This is a genomic window from Nonomuraea sp. NPDC049625 (assembly GCF_040675285.1).
In the GTDB taxonomy this organism is placed as follows: domain Bacteria; phylum Actinomycetota; class Actinomycetes; order Streptosporangiales; family Streptosporangiaceae; genus Nonomuraea; species Nonomuraea angiospora_A.
This window is the reverse complement of sequence record NZ_JBFAOQ010000006.1, coordinates 224483-240323: the sequence shown is the minus strand read 5'-3', so window position 1 is coordinate 240323 and position 15841 is coordinate 224483. Positions and strand designations below refer to the sequence as shown.

Annotated in this window: 11 protein-coding genes; 5 read left to right on the top strand and 6 right to left on the bottom strand. The window is 70.1% G+C overall.

Features of this window, described 5'->3' with window-relative positions; translation table 11 throughout:
- Positions 1 to 55 precede the first annotated feature (55 nt).
- Together AB0J87_RS27075 and AB0J87_RS27070 are read left to right on the top strand one after the other, a co-directional pair.
- Positions 56 to 6334: an RHS repeat-associated core domain-containing protein gene (locus AB0J87_RS27075; protein WP_363969468.1), complete on the top strand. Its 6279-nt coding sequence runs from the start codon at positions 56 to 58 to the stop codon at positions 6332 to 6334.
- A 229-nt stretch (positions 6335 to 6563) separates the two neighbouring features.
- Positions 6564 to 7694: an amidohydrolase family protein gene (locus AB0J87_RS27070; protein ID WP_363969466.1), complete on the top strand. Its 1131-nt coding sequence runs from the start codon at positions 6564 to 6566 to the stop codon at positions 7692 to 7694.
- 195 nt (positions 7695 to 7889) lie between these two features.
- Here the strand turns inward: AB0J87_RS27070 and AB0J87_RS27065 are convergent, their stop codons facing one another.
- The gene (locus tag AB0J87_RS27065) at positions 7890 to 8297 is read right to left on the bottom strand and encodes a DMT family transporter (RefSeq protein WP_363969464.1); all 408 of its coding nucleotides are present in this window, start codon (positions 8295 to 8297) and stop codon (positions 7890 to 7892) included.
- 60 nt (positions 8298 to 8357) lie between these two features.
- A complete protein-coding gene (locus tag AB0J87_RS27060; RefSeq protein WP_363969462.1) occupies positions 8358 to 8837 on the bottom strand; it encodes a hypothetical protein in 480 nt (159 codons plus the stop codon).
- A gap of 85 nt (positions 8838 to 8922) precedes the next feature.
- Between AB0J87_RS27060 and AB0J87_RS27055 the strand changes: the two genes are divergently transcribed.
- Entirely contained in the window at positions 8923 to 11955 is a 3033-nt protein-coding gene (locus tag AB0J87_RS27055; protein ID WP_363969460.1) for a CARDB domain-containing protein, read from the top strand.
- A 5-nt stretch (positions 11956 to 11960) separates the two neighbouring features.
- Entirely contained in the window at positions 11961 to 12563 is a 603-nt protein-coding gene (locus tag AB0J87_RS27050; protein ID WP_363969458.1) for a nitroreductase family protein, read from the top strand.
- 23 nt (positions 12564 to 12586) lie between these two features.
- On the opposite strand, the gene AB0J87_RS27045 is transcribed toward AB0J87_RS27050, so the two are convergent.
- Positions 12587 to 13303, bottom strand: a complete 717-nt coding sequence (locus tag AB0J87_RS27045) for a hypothetical protein (RefSeq protein WP_363969456.1) — start codon at positions 13301 to 13303, stop codon at positions 12587 to 12589.
- A 147-nt stretch (positions 13304 to 13450) separates the two neighbouring features.
- Complete coding sequence (locus tag AB0J87_RS27040) at positions 13451 to 13906, bottom strand: MarR family winged helix-turn-helix transcriptional regulator (RefSeq protein WP_363969454.1); 456 nt, start codon at positions 13904 to 13906, stop codon at positions 13451 to 13453.
- Between the two features lie 111 nt (positions 13907 to 14017).
- Here AB0J87_RS27040 and AB0J87_RS27035 point away from each other — a divergent pair, with 111 nt between their 5' ends.
- Positions 14018 to 14872 carry an NAD(P)H-binding protein gene (locus tag AB0J87_RS27035; protein WP_363969452.1) on the top strand — a complete coding sequence of 285 codons (855 nt, stop codon included), beginning with the start codon at positions 14018 to 14020 and terminating at the stop codon, positions 14870 to 14872.
- 42 nt (positions 14873 to 14914) lie between these two features.
- Here the strand turns inward: AB0J87_RS27035 and AB0J87_RS27030 are convergent, their stop codons facing one another.
- Positions 14915 to 15301, bottom strand: a complete 387-nt coding sequence (locus tag AB0J87_RS27030; RefSeq protein ID WP_363969450.1) for a VOC family protein — start codon at positions 15299 to 15301, stop codon at positions 14915 to 14917.
- Positions 15298 to 15585 carry a metalloregulator ArsR/SmtB family transcription factor gene (locus AB0J87_RS27025; RefSeq protein WP_363969448.1) on the bottom strand — a complete coding sequence of 96 codons (288 nt, stop codon included), beginning with the start codon at positions 15583 to 15585 and terminating at the stop codon, positions 15298 to 15300. Before AB0J87_RS27025 ends, AB0J87_RS27030 begins: the two co-directional genes overlap by 4 nt.
- Positions 15586 to 15841 lie beyond the last annotated feature (256 nt).

Sequence of the window (15841 nt, the reverse complement as noted above, 5' to 3'; positions counted from 1 at the left end):
TCTCCGCCGCTGCGGCGAGCACGCCGCGCGGTGATCAGCAGTCCGGAGGATGCAGATGGGCAGGTCCAAGAGCCCCGGCAGGCTCACACGTCACCTCGCCGCGTTGTCGGCGGTGGTGCTCGCCGCCGGCACGCTCGTAGCGGTACCCGAACAGGCGTCGGCGGCTCCCAGGAAGGAGCCGCCCGGCGTCGGGAAAACGGAGCGGGTGGTCGCCGGGCGGCCACTGAAAGCCGTCGCCCGCAAGCCCGATCCCGCGGCTGGCGGAGCGACCACGCCGGCGGCGCAATGGCCTCGGCCCGGCGCCGCCGAGTCCGAGGTGCCGGCCGCGGCGCAGGAGAAGCGCGCGGGTGACCTCCCGGTGTGGGTGCGCGCGCCGCGCGGCACGGAAAGGAGCGTCGCGCCCGCCGCGAGCAAGGTCAAGGTCCAGGTCATGGATCGCGCCGCCGGCGAGCGCGCCGGCGTGGACGGAGTCGTGTTCGGCGTGACGGCGGACGGCTCGGTCGGGGTGGAGCTCGACTACTCGGGCTTCGCGGGCGCGTACGGCGGCTCCTACGGCAGCCGGCTCCGGCTGGTGCGCCTGCCCTCGTGTGCACTGACCACGCCGTCGAACCCCGAGTGCCGGACCACGACCCCGGTGGCCTCGCACAACGACACGGAGCGCAAGAGACTCTCCACCGACGTCGCCTCGCCGCCGGCCTCGCCATCGGCAGCGGCGAGCACGGGCGGTCAGACGGTGCTCGCCGCGGTCGCGGGCGACTCCGGCGACAAGGGCGACTACTCGGCCACCAAGCTCTCCTCCTCGGCGACGTGGTCGGTGTCGGAGCAGTCCGGCGACTTCTCCTGGTCCTACCCGATACGGGTGCCACCCGTGCCCGGCGAGCTGACCCCGAAGGTCGGGATCTCCTACTCCTCCGGCGCCATGGACGGCCGCACCTCCAACACCAACAACCAGCCGTCGTGGGTGGGCGAGGGCTTCGACTACTGGCCCGGCTACATCCAGCGCGGGTACAAGCCCTGCGCCGACGACGGCGCGCCCAAGGACGAATGGGGCACCCCGCCGGGCGACCAGTGCTGGGCGTACGACAACGCCGCCATCAGCTGGAACGGCAACGGCGGAGAGCTCGTCCAGGCCGGTGACGGCACCTGGCGGTTGAAGAACGACGACGGCACCCGCGTCGAGCGGCTGAAGGACACCGGCACCGCCAACGGCGACGGCGACGGCGAGTACTGGAAGCTGACCACCCCGGACGGCGTGCAGTACTTCTTCGGCCTCAACCGGCTGCCCGGCTGGAGCTCCGGCAAGCCCGAGACCGGTTCGGCCTGGACCCAGCCCGTCTTCGGCGACGACGCCGGCGAGCCCTGCCACGGCGACACGTTCGCCAAGTCCTGGTGCCAGCAGGCCTACCGGTGGAACCTCGACTACGTCGTGGACCCGCGCGGCAACGCCATCACCTACTTCTACAAGCAGGAGGACAACCGCTACGGCCGCAACCTCGAGCCGGCCGACGACACCCCGTACGTCAGGGGAGGCTGGCTCGACCGCATCGAGTACGGCCGCCGCGCGGACTCCCTCCTCACCGGCAACGCCCCGGCACTGGTCGTCTTCCGCGTGTCCGAGCGCTGCCTCGGCGACGCCCCCGCGTGCGCCCCGGACAAGATCGACAACACTCCGCTGAACTGGCCCGACGTCCCCTGGGACCTCGACTGCGCGGCCGGTACGGAATGCAAGGGCACCCACGGCGCGCTCACCCCCACGTTCTGGTCGCGCAAGCGGCTCATCGAGGTCAAGACCCAGGTGCAGAAGGCCGACGGCACCTACCGCGACGTCGAGTCGTGGACGCTCGACCACGACTGGGGCGACGCGGACGTCGACCGCGCGCTGCTGCTGAAGTCGATCAAGCACACCGGCCTCGCCTCCGGCACGGCCATCACGCTGCCGCTGGTGACGTTCAACCACGTCCAGCTGCCCAACCGCGTCGACAAGCAGGGCGACGACATCGCGCCGTTCGTCAAGTACCGGCTCGGCGCGATCTACGACGAGTCCGGCGGCCAGATAGACGTCAACTACTCCGACAAGGACTGCACACTCGGCTCGCTGCCGAAACCGGAGACCAACACCCGCCGCTGCTTCCCCGTGAAGTGGACGCCCCCCGGTTACGAGGACCCGATCCAGGACTGGTTCCACAAGTACGTCGTCACCCGGATCGTCCGGTCGGACCGGACCGGCGGCGGGCCCGACATGCTGACGTCGTACGACTATCCCGAGGGAGCGGCCTGGCACTTCGACGACGACGACGGCATCACCAAGGAGAAGTACAAGACCTGGTCGCAGTGGCGAGGTTACGGGCGCGTCCAGGTCACGACAGGCGGGTGGAACGACCCCCGCTCCCTCACCGAGCACCTGTATCTCCGCGGCATGGACGGCGACCGCCTGAACGCCGACGGCGGTGCCAAGAGCGTCAAGATCTCCGACGGCGAAGGCGGCGAGCACGTCGACCATGACGCCCTGGCGGGCTTCGAGCTGAAGAGGACGGAGTTCGCCGGACCAGGCGGCGCGGTGGAGGTCAAGACCGTCAACACCCCGTGGCGGCGGCAGACGGCGAGCCGTACCCGCAGCTGGGGGACGGTCACCTCCAACCTCGTCAACGTCGCCAAGACCCACACGTGGACGGCGCTCGACGGCGGCAAGTGGCGCGAGACGGAGAGCTCGGTCACCTATGAGCCGACTGCCGGACTCGTCACGCAGACCGACGACGAAGGCGACGTGTCCACGAACGCCGACGACCGGTGCGTCCGCGTCAGCTACGCCCAGGACGACAAGCGGTGGATGCTGAACTTCCCCTCCGGGTCGGAGACCGTCTCGGTGAGCTGCTCGGTCACTCCCGACCGTTCGAAGCAACTGCTGGAGGCCGAGCGCTCCTCCTACGACGGCGGAGCCGTCGGCGCGGCCCCGGTCAAGGGCCTGCTCACCAAGAGCGAGGAGATCGCCGCCCACGACGGCACGAAGGCGACGTACGTGGCGGCGGAGACCTCCACGTACGACTCCTACGGGCGCGACCTCACCTCCAAGGACGCGGCGGGCAACGTCACCACCACCGTCTTCACCGACACCGCCGGGCTGACCACCGAAGTGCGGGTGACCGGGCCGTCGGCGAAACCCGGTGACGAGACCACGGCGCACGTCATCCGCGAGGAGCGCGACCCGGCCTTCGGCCTGCCGACCGCCAAGGTGGACGCCGACGACAAGCGCACCGACCTCCAGTACGACGCCCTGGGCCGCCTCGGTGCGGTGTGGCTGCCCGACCGGTCCAAGCAGGCCAAGCAGACGCCCAACCTGGAGTTCAGCTACCGGATCGCCGACGGCCAGATCATCGCGATCGGCACCCGTCGGCTGACCGCCGAGGGCGACCAGACCGCGCCGACGTACGAGCTGTACGACGGGTGGCTGCGACTGCGCCAGGTTCAGGACCCGGGTCCCGGGGGCGGGCGGCTGATCGCCGACACCCTCTACGACTCCCGCGGCAACCTCGCCCGCGAGTACGGCCAGTACTACTCGACCGGCGCTCCTTCGACGACCCTGTTCGGCCCCTACGAGGGCAACGTCGAGTCGCAGACGGCTCACGACTACGACGGCCGCAACCGGGAGACGGTCCGGCGCTTCCTGGTGGGGAACGGGGAGACCCGGGAGAAGTGGCGCACCACGACGGCCTATGCGGGCGACCGGACCTCGGTGACCCCGCCGGCGGGTGCGACGGCGTCGACCTCCGTCTTCGACGCCCGCGGCCGGCTCGTCGAGCTGCGCCAGTACCGCGGCGGCACCCCGGCGGGCGCCTATGACGCGACCTTCTACACCTACACCCCGATGGGCGACCGGGCGACCGTGAAGGACGGCGTCGGCAACACCTGGACCCACCACTACGACCTGCGGCGGCGGGAGATCCAGACCGACGACCCGGACAAGGGAACCACCAAGTACACCTACGACGACCTCGACCGGGTCACCTCGATCGAGGACGCCCGGCACCGGAAGGTCTTCACCACCTACGACGCGCTGAGCCGGAAGACCGAGGTCCGGGAGGGCGCGGCGGACGGGCCCGTCATCACGGCCTGGGTCTACGACACGGTCCGCAAGGGCCAGCTGTCCAGCGCCACCCGCTACACCGACGGGCAGGCGTACACGACCGCGGTCAACGCCTACGACAGCCTCGACCGGGTGATCCGCACCACCGTGACGATCCCCGCGTCCGAGGACAAGCTGGCCGGGAGCTACCAGTTCGACAACCGCTACAAACTGGACGGCACGACGCAGTCGACGAGCTTCCCCGACTCCGGCGGCCTCGCGGCCGAAACCGTCGTCTACGGCTACGACGAGCTGCGCAGGCCGACGACCACCTCGGGCCTCACCCCGTACGTGACCAGGTCCACGCACAGCCTGACCGGCAAACCGGAGCAGTACGAGCTGTCCACCGGCGGCAAGAAGGCGTGGCTCACCTACTCCTACGAGTTCGGCACCCAGCGACTGCACTCCTCCAGGACCGACCGTGAGGAGGTCGCGGGGGTGGACCGCGCGGCCACGTACGGATACGACCCGGCCGGGAACATCACCATGATCTCGGACGTCTCGCGCGACGGCACCGACACCCAGTGCTTCGCCCACGACTACCTGCGCCGGATGACCGAGGCCTGGACCCAGGGCACGCCGTCGTGCGCCGGGACGCCGGCCGCCGGCGTGGTCGGGGGCGTGGCGCCGTACTGGCAGTCGTTCACCTACGACCCGACCGGCAACCGTACGAAGGAGGTCCAGCACGGTGTCGGCGGTGCCGCCGACACCGTCCGCTCCTACACCTACCCCGCGCCGGGGGCGCCCCGGCCGCACGCGCTCTCCTCGCTCACCCAGACCGGCGGCGCCGGGGCGCGGTCCGATACCTACACCTACGACGACATCGGCAACACGCTGAGCCGCCACGACCAGAGCCTGGAGTGGGACGTCGAAGGACGGCTCAGCAAGACCACCGAGGGCGGGAAGGCCACCTCCTACGTCTACGACGCCGACGGCAACCGGCTCATCCGCCGCGACCCAGCCGGGGCCACCCTGTACCTGCCGGGGATGGAGCTGCGCCTGGACAACGTCACGGCCAAGGTCGAGGCCACCCGCTACTACGTCCACGACACGGTCGCCGTCGCGGTCCGCACCCCGAAGGGTGTCACCTTCCTGGCAGCCGACCAGAACGGCACCGGCGAACTCGCGATCGACGCCGCCACGCAGCAGCTGTCGCAACGCCGCTTCACCCCCTTCGGCCAGCGGCGCGGGACCTCGATCGGCACCTGGCCGGGAGAGCGCGGCTTCGTCGGCGGCACCGACGACCCGACCGGCCTCACCCATCTCGGCGCCCGCGAGTACGACCCGGCGACCGGCAGGTTCATCAGCGTCGACCCGATCATCGACTCGCAGGACCCGCAGCAGATGAACGGCTACGCCTACGCCGGCAACAGCCCCGTCACCTTCACCGACCCGGACGGCAAGTTCTACTTCCCGCCGGTCATTCCCGGCGGGGGGATCATCGGCGAGATCGTCGGCTCCATCCTCGACAAGAAAAGCGGCAATAGCGGCCATCATGGTGGTAACGGTCATCGCTCCAATCCGGCCCGCGGCGTGTACTTCGTGGCCAAGGCGTCCGTGGGCGCTGCCTGCGGGCTCAGCATGCCCCTCCAGAACTTCTGCCAGAACGCCGTGGAGGGCGTCGACCCCCGCAAGTTCGACGGGCTGAGCTGGCTCCTGCTCGGCCTGGGCGCCGCGGCGGACGGCTTCGACTCCCGGGCAGGACGGTCGGCGATCATCGGGCTCCGCAATTACGACAGGATCAGGAAGACGGGTTCGGCGTTGATACTGGGCAACCGGAACCGCTGGCTCAACCGCGGTGCGCGCCTCTGGTACAACGGCGATGCCAACCGCGCCCTGGCCCGCGGGATCAAGTGGGGAAGGCGTCTCAGCAAGGCCGGCAAATTTCTGGGCGTAGTCGGCTACGGGCTCGAATTCGGCGTCACGGCTTACGAACAGTACGAGGAAGACGGGGGTTCCGACCTCACCAAGGGGGAGCGGCTGGGCCGCGCCACCCTCCGCGGCGGAACTGTGGCGACCAGCGCGGCCCTCGGAGCGAGCGCGGGGGTCGGATTGTGCCTGCCCGGCGCGGCGATCGCGGTGGCCTGCGGCGCGGCGGGTGGCTATGTCGGCGGCCTGATCGGCGGGCTCGCCGCCGACACCGTGATCAAGACGTACGACAAAGTGAAGTCAGGCTGGTCGAAGGTCAAGAACACATGGAACAAGATTTTCTGAGCGGGCCGGACACCTAGCTCACGTGGAGGCCCGGAGCGCGACCGTCGCACGGTTCCGCTTCGGCCCTCCATGACACCATGCGGCGTTCGGCGCGGTGCCGAGGGCGGCCGTGGGGATCGCGGTGGTGGCGCTCGCGATCCGGGGTGGTCGACATCGGGGCTGGGGGCGCGGGCGAAGTTGAGTAGGGCATACTCAGGCGATCGCGGCGCGAGGGCGCGACGGTGGAGCCATGCTCGCCCTACGCGCCCGCCGTCTCTTCGACGGCCAGGAAATGCGCCACGACCAGGTGGTGATCGTCGAGGACGGCCGCATCACCGGCATCACCACCGAGGTGCCCGCCACGGTCGACCTGGGTGAGGCCACGCTGCTGCCCGGACTCATCGACTGCCACGTCCACCTGGCCTTCGACGCGAGCCGCGACGTCGTGGCGATGCTGGAACCGCCGGGGCTCGCCGACCGGATGCGGCAGGCCGCGCGGCAGCACCTCGCGGCCGGGGTGACGACCGTACGCGACCTGGGGGACCGGGACTACCTGGCGCTCGGGCTGGACCTCGGGCTCGACGGGCCGGAGATCCTCTCCGCCGGGCCGCCGATCACCACTCCCAGGGGGCACTGCTGGTTCCTGGGCGGTGAGGCGGCGGGGGAGCACGGGGTGCGCGAGGCCGTACGGGAACGGGCGGCGCGCGGCGTCCACGTGATCAAGATGATGGTGACGGGCGGCGAGATGACGCCAGGCACGCACTCTCACCTGCTCCAGTACGGCCTCGCCGAGCTGAGGGCGGCGGCCGACGAGGCCCACGCGCACGGCCTGCCGATCACCGGGCACGTTCACTGCGCGGAGGGGATCGCGCATGTCCTGGACGCCGGGTTCGACTCGATCGAGCACTGCTCGTTCTTCACCGAGGACTCCTACGCGGTGGACCACGCGATGATCGCCCGGCTGGCCGCCGCCGACGTCGTGGTGTCCCTCACGGCGGGGGTGGTGCCCGGCCCGGCGCCGCTGCCGCCGCGCATCCAGCAGCGGATGGCGGGCATGGTGGAGGCGCTGCGGGCCGTTCAGGCCGCCGGGGTGGACTTCGTCATCGGGACGGACGCGGGCATCGGGCCGCCCAAGCCCCACGGAGTGCTGCCGTACGGGGCGGAGATGCTGGTCGAGCACGGGTACGCGCCTCTGGACGTGCTGCGGGCGATCACATCGGGCGCGGCCCGCGTCTGCCGGGTGGGGGAGCGCAAGGGCAGGATCGCGCCCGGGTTCGACGCCGATCTGCTGGCCGTGGCGGGTGACCCGCTCTCCGACATCACCGCGCTGCGGCGCCCGCTGGCCGTCTACCGGATGGGGCGCCGCGCCCCGGGCCGATGAGACGTCCGAGGGCGGCATATACGAGGAATATCCAATGAGCTGGAGCTCACCGACACCCAGGCTTATGCGTAGTGGCAGCTCAGCGACGACGAGGAGCCGATGGCCGCGCGCCGCCTCGCTGACCAGCTTGTCGCCGCGCCTTCGCGCTCCTCCGATGTCCGCGCCAAGGCCTTCTCGTAGATGTCGATTGACAGGTCATGTCCGCCGGCCCGCGTCCCTGCTCGAGTCCGCGTCGTCCGTCTGGTTCGTCGCCGGTGCACGGATGCCGACCACGCACGCACCCGCCAGGATCAGCACACAACCAGCCAATTGCGGCATGGTCGGCCTCTCACCCAGCACCGCCGCGCCCAGCGCCACAGCGCCCACCGGGGTGAGCAGCAGCAGGATCGCCCCCAGGTAGCTGGGCAGCCGCGGCGAGCAGATCGCCACCAGCAACCAGCCCAGCACCTGCCCGAACAGGGCCACCCCCGCCAGCCATCCCACCGAGGCCCACCCGGGAGACCATTCGATCCCCTGCCACGCCACCCCAGCCGCCAACGACCCGGCCACGCCTTCACGGTAGGCCGCCGACGCCGCCCCCGCCCGGGTCGTCCACGACCGCACCGCAGCCCTGCCGGGTGTCCGATCTCAGCGCTGTGTGCGGTGACCCTGCGGAAGAGCCGCTCAGTTGAAGCAGTCCTGCTTCTTCAGGGCCATGCCGAACTCCGTGACCTTGCCGTGCAGGACGGTGAAGGAGTAGTAGGCCTTCGTGTTGCCCGGCACCGTGGTCACCCAGAAGCCGTGCGTGTCCTGCTTGAGGTGCGGGTAGACCTTCTTCAGCTGCGACTTGGCCGTCCCGACCGCCACGCCTTCGGGAGTCTTGGCGGCCTTGGGCGCGAAGAAGGCGGCCACACCCAGCTTCGGCGAGATGTACAGGCCGACGTTGTCCTTGCCGGTCGGATACTTCTTCAGGTCCCAGCCCGAGCAGCCGTCGGTGCCGCCGTCGATCTTCTTGGTGATCCCGGCCGCTTTGGCCTGCTTGAGCGACATGCCGAGCTTCAGCCCGCCGAAACCGTTCGGACCGACAACCGGCTTGGTCTGGGCGAGGGCGGGGGTGGCGGCGAGCGTCAGGGTGGCGGCCACGGTGATCAAGAGCTTCATCATGGTTGGTATGACGACCGCGAAGCGCCCAAGGTTCTGAGTAGACCTTACTCATGTGCGTCCCGCGAGGTCACTTCATCCTGGCAGCATGCGCTTACTCACAGTGTTATCCCTGATCGCGCTCAGCCTGGTGGTGGTCGGCACACCCGCCGCCCAGGCCAGTACGGGCGTCACGCTCCGGCTCACGATCAACAAGATCCACCAGATCGAGAGTCCCGACAACGGCACGGGCAACTACTTCCCCGAGATCCGCATCGGGAACGGCGACCTGCAGCGCAGGAGCGCGGTGGAGGACGACGACTTCGATCCCAGCGCGTTCGACCCGCCGTGGATCTTCACCCAGGACGTACAGGTCCCGGACGACACCACCAAGGTGCCGATCCTCATCCGCCTCTGGGACGAGGACGGCGGCCTCAACGGCGGCGACGACAAACTGGACATCAGCCCGCAGAACCAGGACGACGACCTCGAGCTCCAGTACGACATCGGCACCGACACCTGGACCGACCCCGGTGACCTGCTCACGCCGGGCCAGACCTACGTGGAGGGCGACGGCGACCCCAACTTCCCCAACGCGCACGACGGCAAGCGGGCGGGGATCGGCTTCAGGATCGAGCGGACCAGCGGCCCGCTGCCCGACATCGACGGCGACGGCATCCCCGACGTCATCGAGCGCTTCGGCATCCGCAACCCCGACGACTCGATGAGGTTCGACCTGAAGCAGCTGGGCGCCAACCCCTGCCGCAAGACGGTCATCGTGTGGATCGACTGGATGACCGGCGACTCCCAGCACACCCACCGGCCCAAGGACGCCGCGCTCCAGGAGCTCAGGCGCGCCTTCGAGGACGGCCCGGCCACGGCCACCCAGCCCTGCCCCTACGGCGGCGTCCCGCTGGACGACGGGGTGGACTTCATCCCCATCGTCGGCACGGGCATTCCGGAACAGGCCGTGATGACGGAGAAGGACACCGCCTTCGCCAACGCCAGGACGGCCGACCTGCCAGGGCAGCTGGCGCCGTACGCGCACTACACGATCTTCGCCCACGACCTCACCGCCGGCAGCATGGTCTCCGGCCGGTGCTGCGACCCCAGGCGCGGCAACCGCGACTTCATCGTCACGCTCGGCGAGTGGCGCACGTGGTGCGTCGACGGGGGCCCGAACGGCAAGCTGGACTCCACCGTGGTGGGAGACGACTTCCTCAAGGGCAGCCAGATCGGCGTCGGCCCCGACCACGTCTGCAACAGCAAGGTCAAGAAGGGTTCCGACGACATCCAGCTGATGAAGCCAGGCAGCGGTCCGGACGTCGTCTTCTCCGGTACGGCCCGCGACCAGGCCGGCACGCTGATGCACGAGCTGGGACACGCGCTCGGGCTCGCCCACGGCGGCGACACCCGGACCAACTACAAGCCCAACTACCTCAGCATCATGAACTACGCCTACGAGCCGGCCGGAATCCCGACGGGCCTGGACCCGGCGCCCCGCCGCCTGGACTACAGCCAGGGCAGGATGCCCCGGCTCGACCGTGATCACCTCGACGAGAGCAAGGCCATCGGCCCCGGCGACGACTACGCGCGCTGGAAGATCCCCAGCAAGCCGGAGCAGTACGGCCCGGTCGACCCGGCCGTCGACTGGCTGGACTGGAACGTGAACGGGACGGAGGACCCGCCCACGATCGCGGCCGACATCAACTCCGAGGACGACGTGTGCGTCCTGGCGGGCACCAACAACACGATCGACTCCGCCAGGATGGGCGACGACGTCCAGTTCAGCGACGCGATCATCCAGGGGGCCGACAACACGTGCCAGTCGACGCCGCTGGCGGGCAGCGACGACAAGGGCCGCGACCTGATCCTCACCGACTACGACGACTGGGGACACCTGAAGCTCGACGTCTCCAAGCCCGGCGCCGGCGTGGAGTCCGGCCGTGAGATCGACTTCGTGACCGCGGCCAAGATCGAGGCCGGCTTCCAGGACTTCTACACGCCCGACCTGGCCACCACCAAGACCGTCGACAAGGAGTCGGCCGAGCCCGGCGACACCCTCACCTACACGGTCAAGGTGGACAACGTCGGCAAGGGCGGGGCGGAGTCCGTCAAACTCACCGACACGCTGCCCGACGGCACCGCCGTCGCCCGCGACCTGCCCGACCTGGCCGCCGGGGCGAGCCGCAGCGAGACCTTCACCTATGCGATCCCGTGCGCGACCGACGACGCCGCCACGGTCACCAACTCCGCCACCGTCGTGGGCAAGAACGTGGCAGGAGGCGCGGAGGAGGACACTTCCGACAACACCGGCAAGGCCTCGACCACGGTCAAGGCGCCGAAGCTCACCCTGACGGCGAGCGCGACGCCCACCGCCGGCGCGGCCGAGGCCGTGACGACCACGCTGACGGTGAAGAACACCGGAGGCGCGAGCGCCACCGGAGCCAAGCTCACCTACAAGCTGCCGCCCGAGGTGTACTACAGCACGGCCCTCGACAAGGGCGCGGGCCCCAAGCCTGACGCGGTCGACGGCGGCACGCTGACCTGGAATCTGGGCACGCTGGCGGCCGGTTCGACCACGACCGTGGCCTTCAGCAGCCGTTCCAGCCTGCTCGTGGTGGGCGGGACCGTCCTGACCGGGCAGTCGCAGGTCTCCTACGGCAACGCCAAGGGCTGCTCCTACACCCCGGCCACGGCGACCTCCACCAGCACCGTGACCGAGACCGCGCCGAGCAGGGACCCGCGCCCGCAGGGCATCTGGCTGGCCTTCCCCTCGATGCGGACATCGGAGCTGCTGGCCAGGGTCCAGGCCACCGACACCCGCTTCGACGGGATCGACGGCTCGACGCCCGACGGCCAGCTGTCCCAGCACGAGGTGGCGGCCGCGTTCACGCTGCCGCTGCTGCCGCCGCGCAACCTCCGCGCCGAGCTGCTGACCACGTACTTCAACGTGGGCAGCAGGCGGATCAACGCGGCGACGGCCGTCCGCACGATCACGATCGAGCGGCTGCACCTGCACACGGTCGGCGAGGCCGCCAAGCACGCGCAGCAGACCCTCGCCGACCCCGACCTCATCGGCGTCACGGACGCGATGGTGGCCCTCGTCGAGATCAACACGGGGATCGCCGAGCGATACTGACTCCTATGGAGTTTCAAGAGGTGGTACGGCGGCGCCGCATGGTCCGGAACTACGACCCGGACCGTGCGGTGCCCGCCGCCGTGGTCGACCGGATCCTCGGCAACGCGCTGCACGCGCCCTCCGCCGGGTTCAGCCAGGGCTGGGCGTTCCTGGTGCTGGAGGATCCGGCCGACCGCGAGCGGTTCTGGGAGGCGTCCACCGACGACTCCGAGTGGGGGATGGGGCTGCGGCGGGCGCCGCTGCTGATCGTCGCACTGTCGCACAAGCAGGCCTACCTCGACCGGTACGCCGAGGGCGACAAGGGCTGGGAGGACAGGGACGAGGCCCGCTGGCCGGTGCCGTACTGGGACATCGACACCGGGTTCGCCTCGCTGCTGATGCTGCTGACCGCCGTCGACGAGGGGCTGGGCGCCTGCTTCTTCGGGATCCCGCCGGGCGAGCGGACGAAGGCGTTCAAGGAGGCCTTCGGGGTGCCGGAGGCGTACACGCCGATCGGGGTGATCAGCATGGGATACCGGGCGCAGGACAAGCGCTCGCCCTCGCTGAAGCGCGGCAGGAGGCCGCTGGAGGAGGTCGTGCACCGCGGCTCGTGGAGCGATCGACGCTAGATTCGGGTGGGCACGTCGACGGTTCATGAGTCTGCCCGCCGGGCGGCGAGCTCGTCCTTGGCCGCCGCCTCGATGCTGGTCATGCGAGCCTGAACGTCCTCGAACTGTTCGTTCAGGTACTCGCGCAGCTGCACCAGCGTGGTGCTGACGTCGGGGGCCGGGTGGACCTGCACCGTCGGGCGGCGGCGGCCGACGCCGCGGAAGGCGAACACCGACAGCACGCCCCAGTACAGGACGGCGATGCCCGCGGCGAGCAACTGCCCATCGGCCGGGCTGGCGCTGTAGACCATCCCGACCGTGCCGGCGCCGTACAGGACCCAGGCCAGGCGGGCTCCCCAGGACCGCAGCAGCCAGCAGAGCAGCCACAGGCCCGGCCCGGTCAGCGCCCACGCCGACCAGATCGCTTCGGCTCCGGAGGGCAGGCCGGCGGCGTGGGCGGTGATGTAGTCATGGACCGGCTTGGTGATGACCTCGGTGAGGTGCCAGTCGGCCACCCGTTCCAGCGTCCACGTCAGGCCGGTGGCAAGGCCATGGGCCACGCCGTTGACCAGGCCGGCCAGCACCATGACGACCAGCCACAACAGCGTGACCGAGATGAGGGCCACGACCGAGACGCACACCACGATGACCGCGTACTTTGCGATCTCCGCCTCGCGGGGGTTGTCGGCGAACCGCTCGCTCGCCCACCTCTGGAGGCTTTGATACCGGTCAGCGATCCCATCGGCCACTTTCGCCAGCATGCGAGGCTCCTTCGCCGGGACGGGGGGTTCCAGGTACCCCTCGATGTTCTCCCGAATGTGCAGGCGCCGCCACTCAGGGTGACCACTTTGGCATTTACGGCCGAGGCGTAAGCGGTTCGGCCGGTGCGTCGCCTCGCCGGCCCAGGGTCAGGTGGTGGTCGGGTCGCGGTGGTCGATGGGGGCCTCCAGCAGGGCGCTCGCCGATCGGTGGATCTTCCTGAGTGCGCTGAGGAGATGTTCGCGTTCGGTCTCGGTGAGGTCGGCGGTGACCTTTTCCTCGAGTAACCGCCGTTCCTTCTCGATGGGTGCCTGAAGGGCGCGTCCGGCGTCGGTGAGCCACAGCCGGACCAGGCGGTTGTCCCGGTCGTCGCGGCGTCGGGTGAGCAGGCCCGCCGCGGTCATCCGGGTGGCCGCCTTGACCACGTTGGGGGTGGTGACGTTCAGCGCGGCGGCGACCTCGCCCGGGGTGCGGCCGTCCTGTTGCCACAGCACCGCGAGGAGGTGATCTTGCCCCAGGTGCAGCCCGTGGCGTCGCACGGCCGTCTCGGCCGCCGCCCGCAGCGCCTTCGACGTCTTGCTATGCACGTCCAGGAATTCAGGCACGTCGAGGACCTCCGGTGATGTCGCGAGTGCGGCATGGGGCGATTGACAGCAGATCGTGTACCGGTTAACGTTCCCCTCGATCATTAACCGGTACACGATTTAGGAGTTCTCATGATACTGGTCACCGGTGCCACCGGAAACGTCGGCCGCGAGCTCGTCCGCGAGCTGGACGGGACCGGCGTGCCGTTCCGCGTCCTGGTCCGCGACCCGGCCCGCGCCGCCACCTTGCCCGAACGGGTCGAACGGGTCGTGGCGGACCTGAACGACCCGGCGACGCTGCCGCCCGCCTTCGCCGGAGCGGACCGGCTGTTCCTGCTCACCCCGGGCATCGGCCTCGACCACACCCGGCACGCCGTCGCCGCCGCCCGGTCCGCCGGGGTGCGCCACATCGTGCACCTGTCCTCGTTCAACGTGCTCGGCGACCCCATGCCCGCCATGGGCCGCTGGCACCACGAACGCGAGCAGGCCATCCGGGCGTCCGGCATCCCGGCCACCTTTCTGCGGCCCGGCGGCTTCATGACCAACGCCTTCGACTGGCTGCCCACCATCCGTGAGGCGGGATATGTCCTCGATCCGGTCGGCCCCGGCCGGTACGCGCCGATCGACCCCGCCGACATCGCCGCCGTCGCGGCCCTGGCCCTGACCGGTGACGGCCACCAAGGCCAGGAGTACGTCCTCACCGGTGAGGAGCTGTTCACCATCACCGAGCAGGTCAAGATCCTCGCGGCGGCGGCCGGCCGGGAGATCGCGATCCGGGCGGTGACCACGGCGGAGGAGGCCGTCGCCTCCCGATTCCCCAACGGGGCCCCTCCGGCGCTGGCCGAGGCCATCATCGAGGGATTCCACCTCATGCGCGCCGACACCGCCGGCTTCCGCACCGACACCGTGGAACGCCTGCTTCGGCGCAAGCCCCGCACCTTCGCCGCCTGGTGCGCGCGCAACGCCGGCGCGTTCAGAACCCCCTGACCCGCGTCTCGCCCCCTGCCGGCTCGGCATGGCAAAGCAGCACTAGGCCGGAGTCACGATCTGGATCAGGTTCCCGCAGGTGTCGTCGAAGACCGCCATGGTCACCGGCCCCGCCGCCAGCGGCTCCTGCGTGAACGTCACCCCCAGCCCGCGCAGCCGCTCGTACTCCGCCTGCACGTCCGGGACCTGGAACGAGGCGGCCGGAATGCCGTCGGCGACCAGCGCCTTCTTGTACGGCCCGACTGCGGGGTGCCCGTCCGGTTCCAGCAGCAGCTCCGTGCCCTCGGGGTTCTCCGGCGAGACGACCGTCAGCCACCGGGCCCCGCCCAGCGGGATGTCGTGCTTCTTGATGAAGCCGAGCACGTCGGTGTAGAAGGCGAGGGCCTTCTGCTGGTCGTCCACGAACACGCTGGTGATGTAGATCTTCACGGTGTCTGTCCTTTCCTGGTGATCGGCCACCGTTCGAAGATGGCGGCCAGGGGAGTGGTGTCGAGGTGGTGGAATTTGTACCGCCCCTGCTTGCGCGTGGTGATCAGCCCGGCCTCCTCCAGCACCGCCAGATGCTGGGACACGGCCTGCCTGGTCAGGCTCAGCTGATGTCGGCTCGTCAGGCGGACACAGATCTCGAACAGGGTCTGGCCGTCGTGTTCGGTCAGTTCGTCGAGGATGGTCCGCCGGGTGGGGTCGGCCAGGGCCTTGAAGATGTCGCCCATGCGGCGATGATAGGCAAGTCGTCACTTGCCTGTCAACGCGGAGGTGTCGCGCTGCGCACGGTCCGGCATCGCGTCGCCTGACTGGCCGTTGCGCAGGTCAACCTCGTGATCGGGCCCGGATGCGTGGTGATGCGGCCAGTCCCGATCGCTCGCTTCGGGCCTGCCGTCGTAGGTTCGGGCCAGGTGAGGGATGGGCCAGAGCCCACACCGTGCCCGGATGGTCGTCCTGGGGGAGTGGCGTCGCGTTGGGGCGGGC

Coding starts and splice junctions, on each gene's coding strand:
- AB0J87_RS27025 (WP_363969448.1), bottom strand. CDS start 15,585: ATGGGCGACATCTTCAAGGCCCTGGCCGACCCCACCCGGCGGACCATC.
- AB0J87_RS27070 (WP_363969466.1), top strand. CDS start 6,564: ATGCTCGCCCTACGCGCCCGCCGTCTCTTCGACGGCCAGGAAATGCGC.
- AB0J87_RS27060 (WP_363969462.1), bottom strand. CDS start 8,837: ATGATGAAGCTCTTGATCACCGTGGCCGCCACCCTGACGCTCGCCGCC.
- AB0J87_RS27050 (WP_363969458.1), top strand. CDS start 11,961: ATGGAGTTTCAAGAGGTGGTACGGCGGCGCCGCATGGTCCGGAACTAC.
- AB0J87_RS27055 (WP_363969460.1), top strand. CDS start 8,923: ATGCGCTTACTCACAGTGTTATCCCTGATCGCGCTCAGCCTGGTGGTG.
- AB0J87_RS27075 (WP_363969468.1), top strand. CDS start 56: ATGGGCAGGTCCAAGAGCCCCGGCAGGCTCACACGTCACCTCGCCGCG.
- AB0J87_RS27045 (WP_363969456.1), bottom strand. CDS start 13,303: ATGCTGGCGAAAGTGGCCGATGGGATCGCTGACCGGTATCAAAGCCTC.
- AB0J87_RS27035 (WP_363969452.1), top strand. CDS start 14,018: ATGATACTGGTCACCGGTGCCACCGGAAACGTCGGCCGCGAGCTCGTC.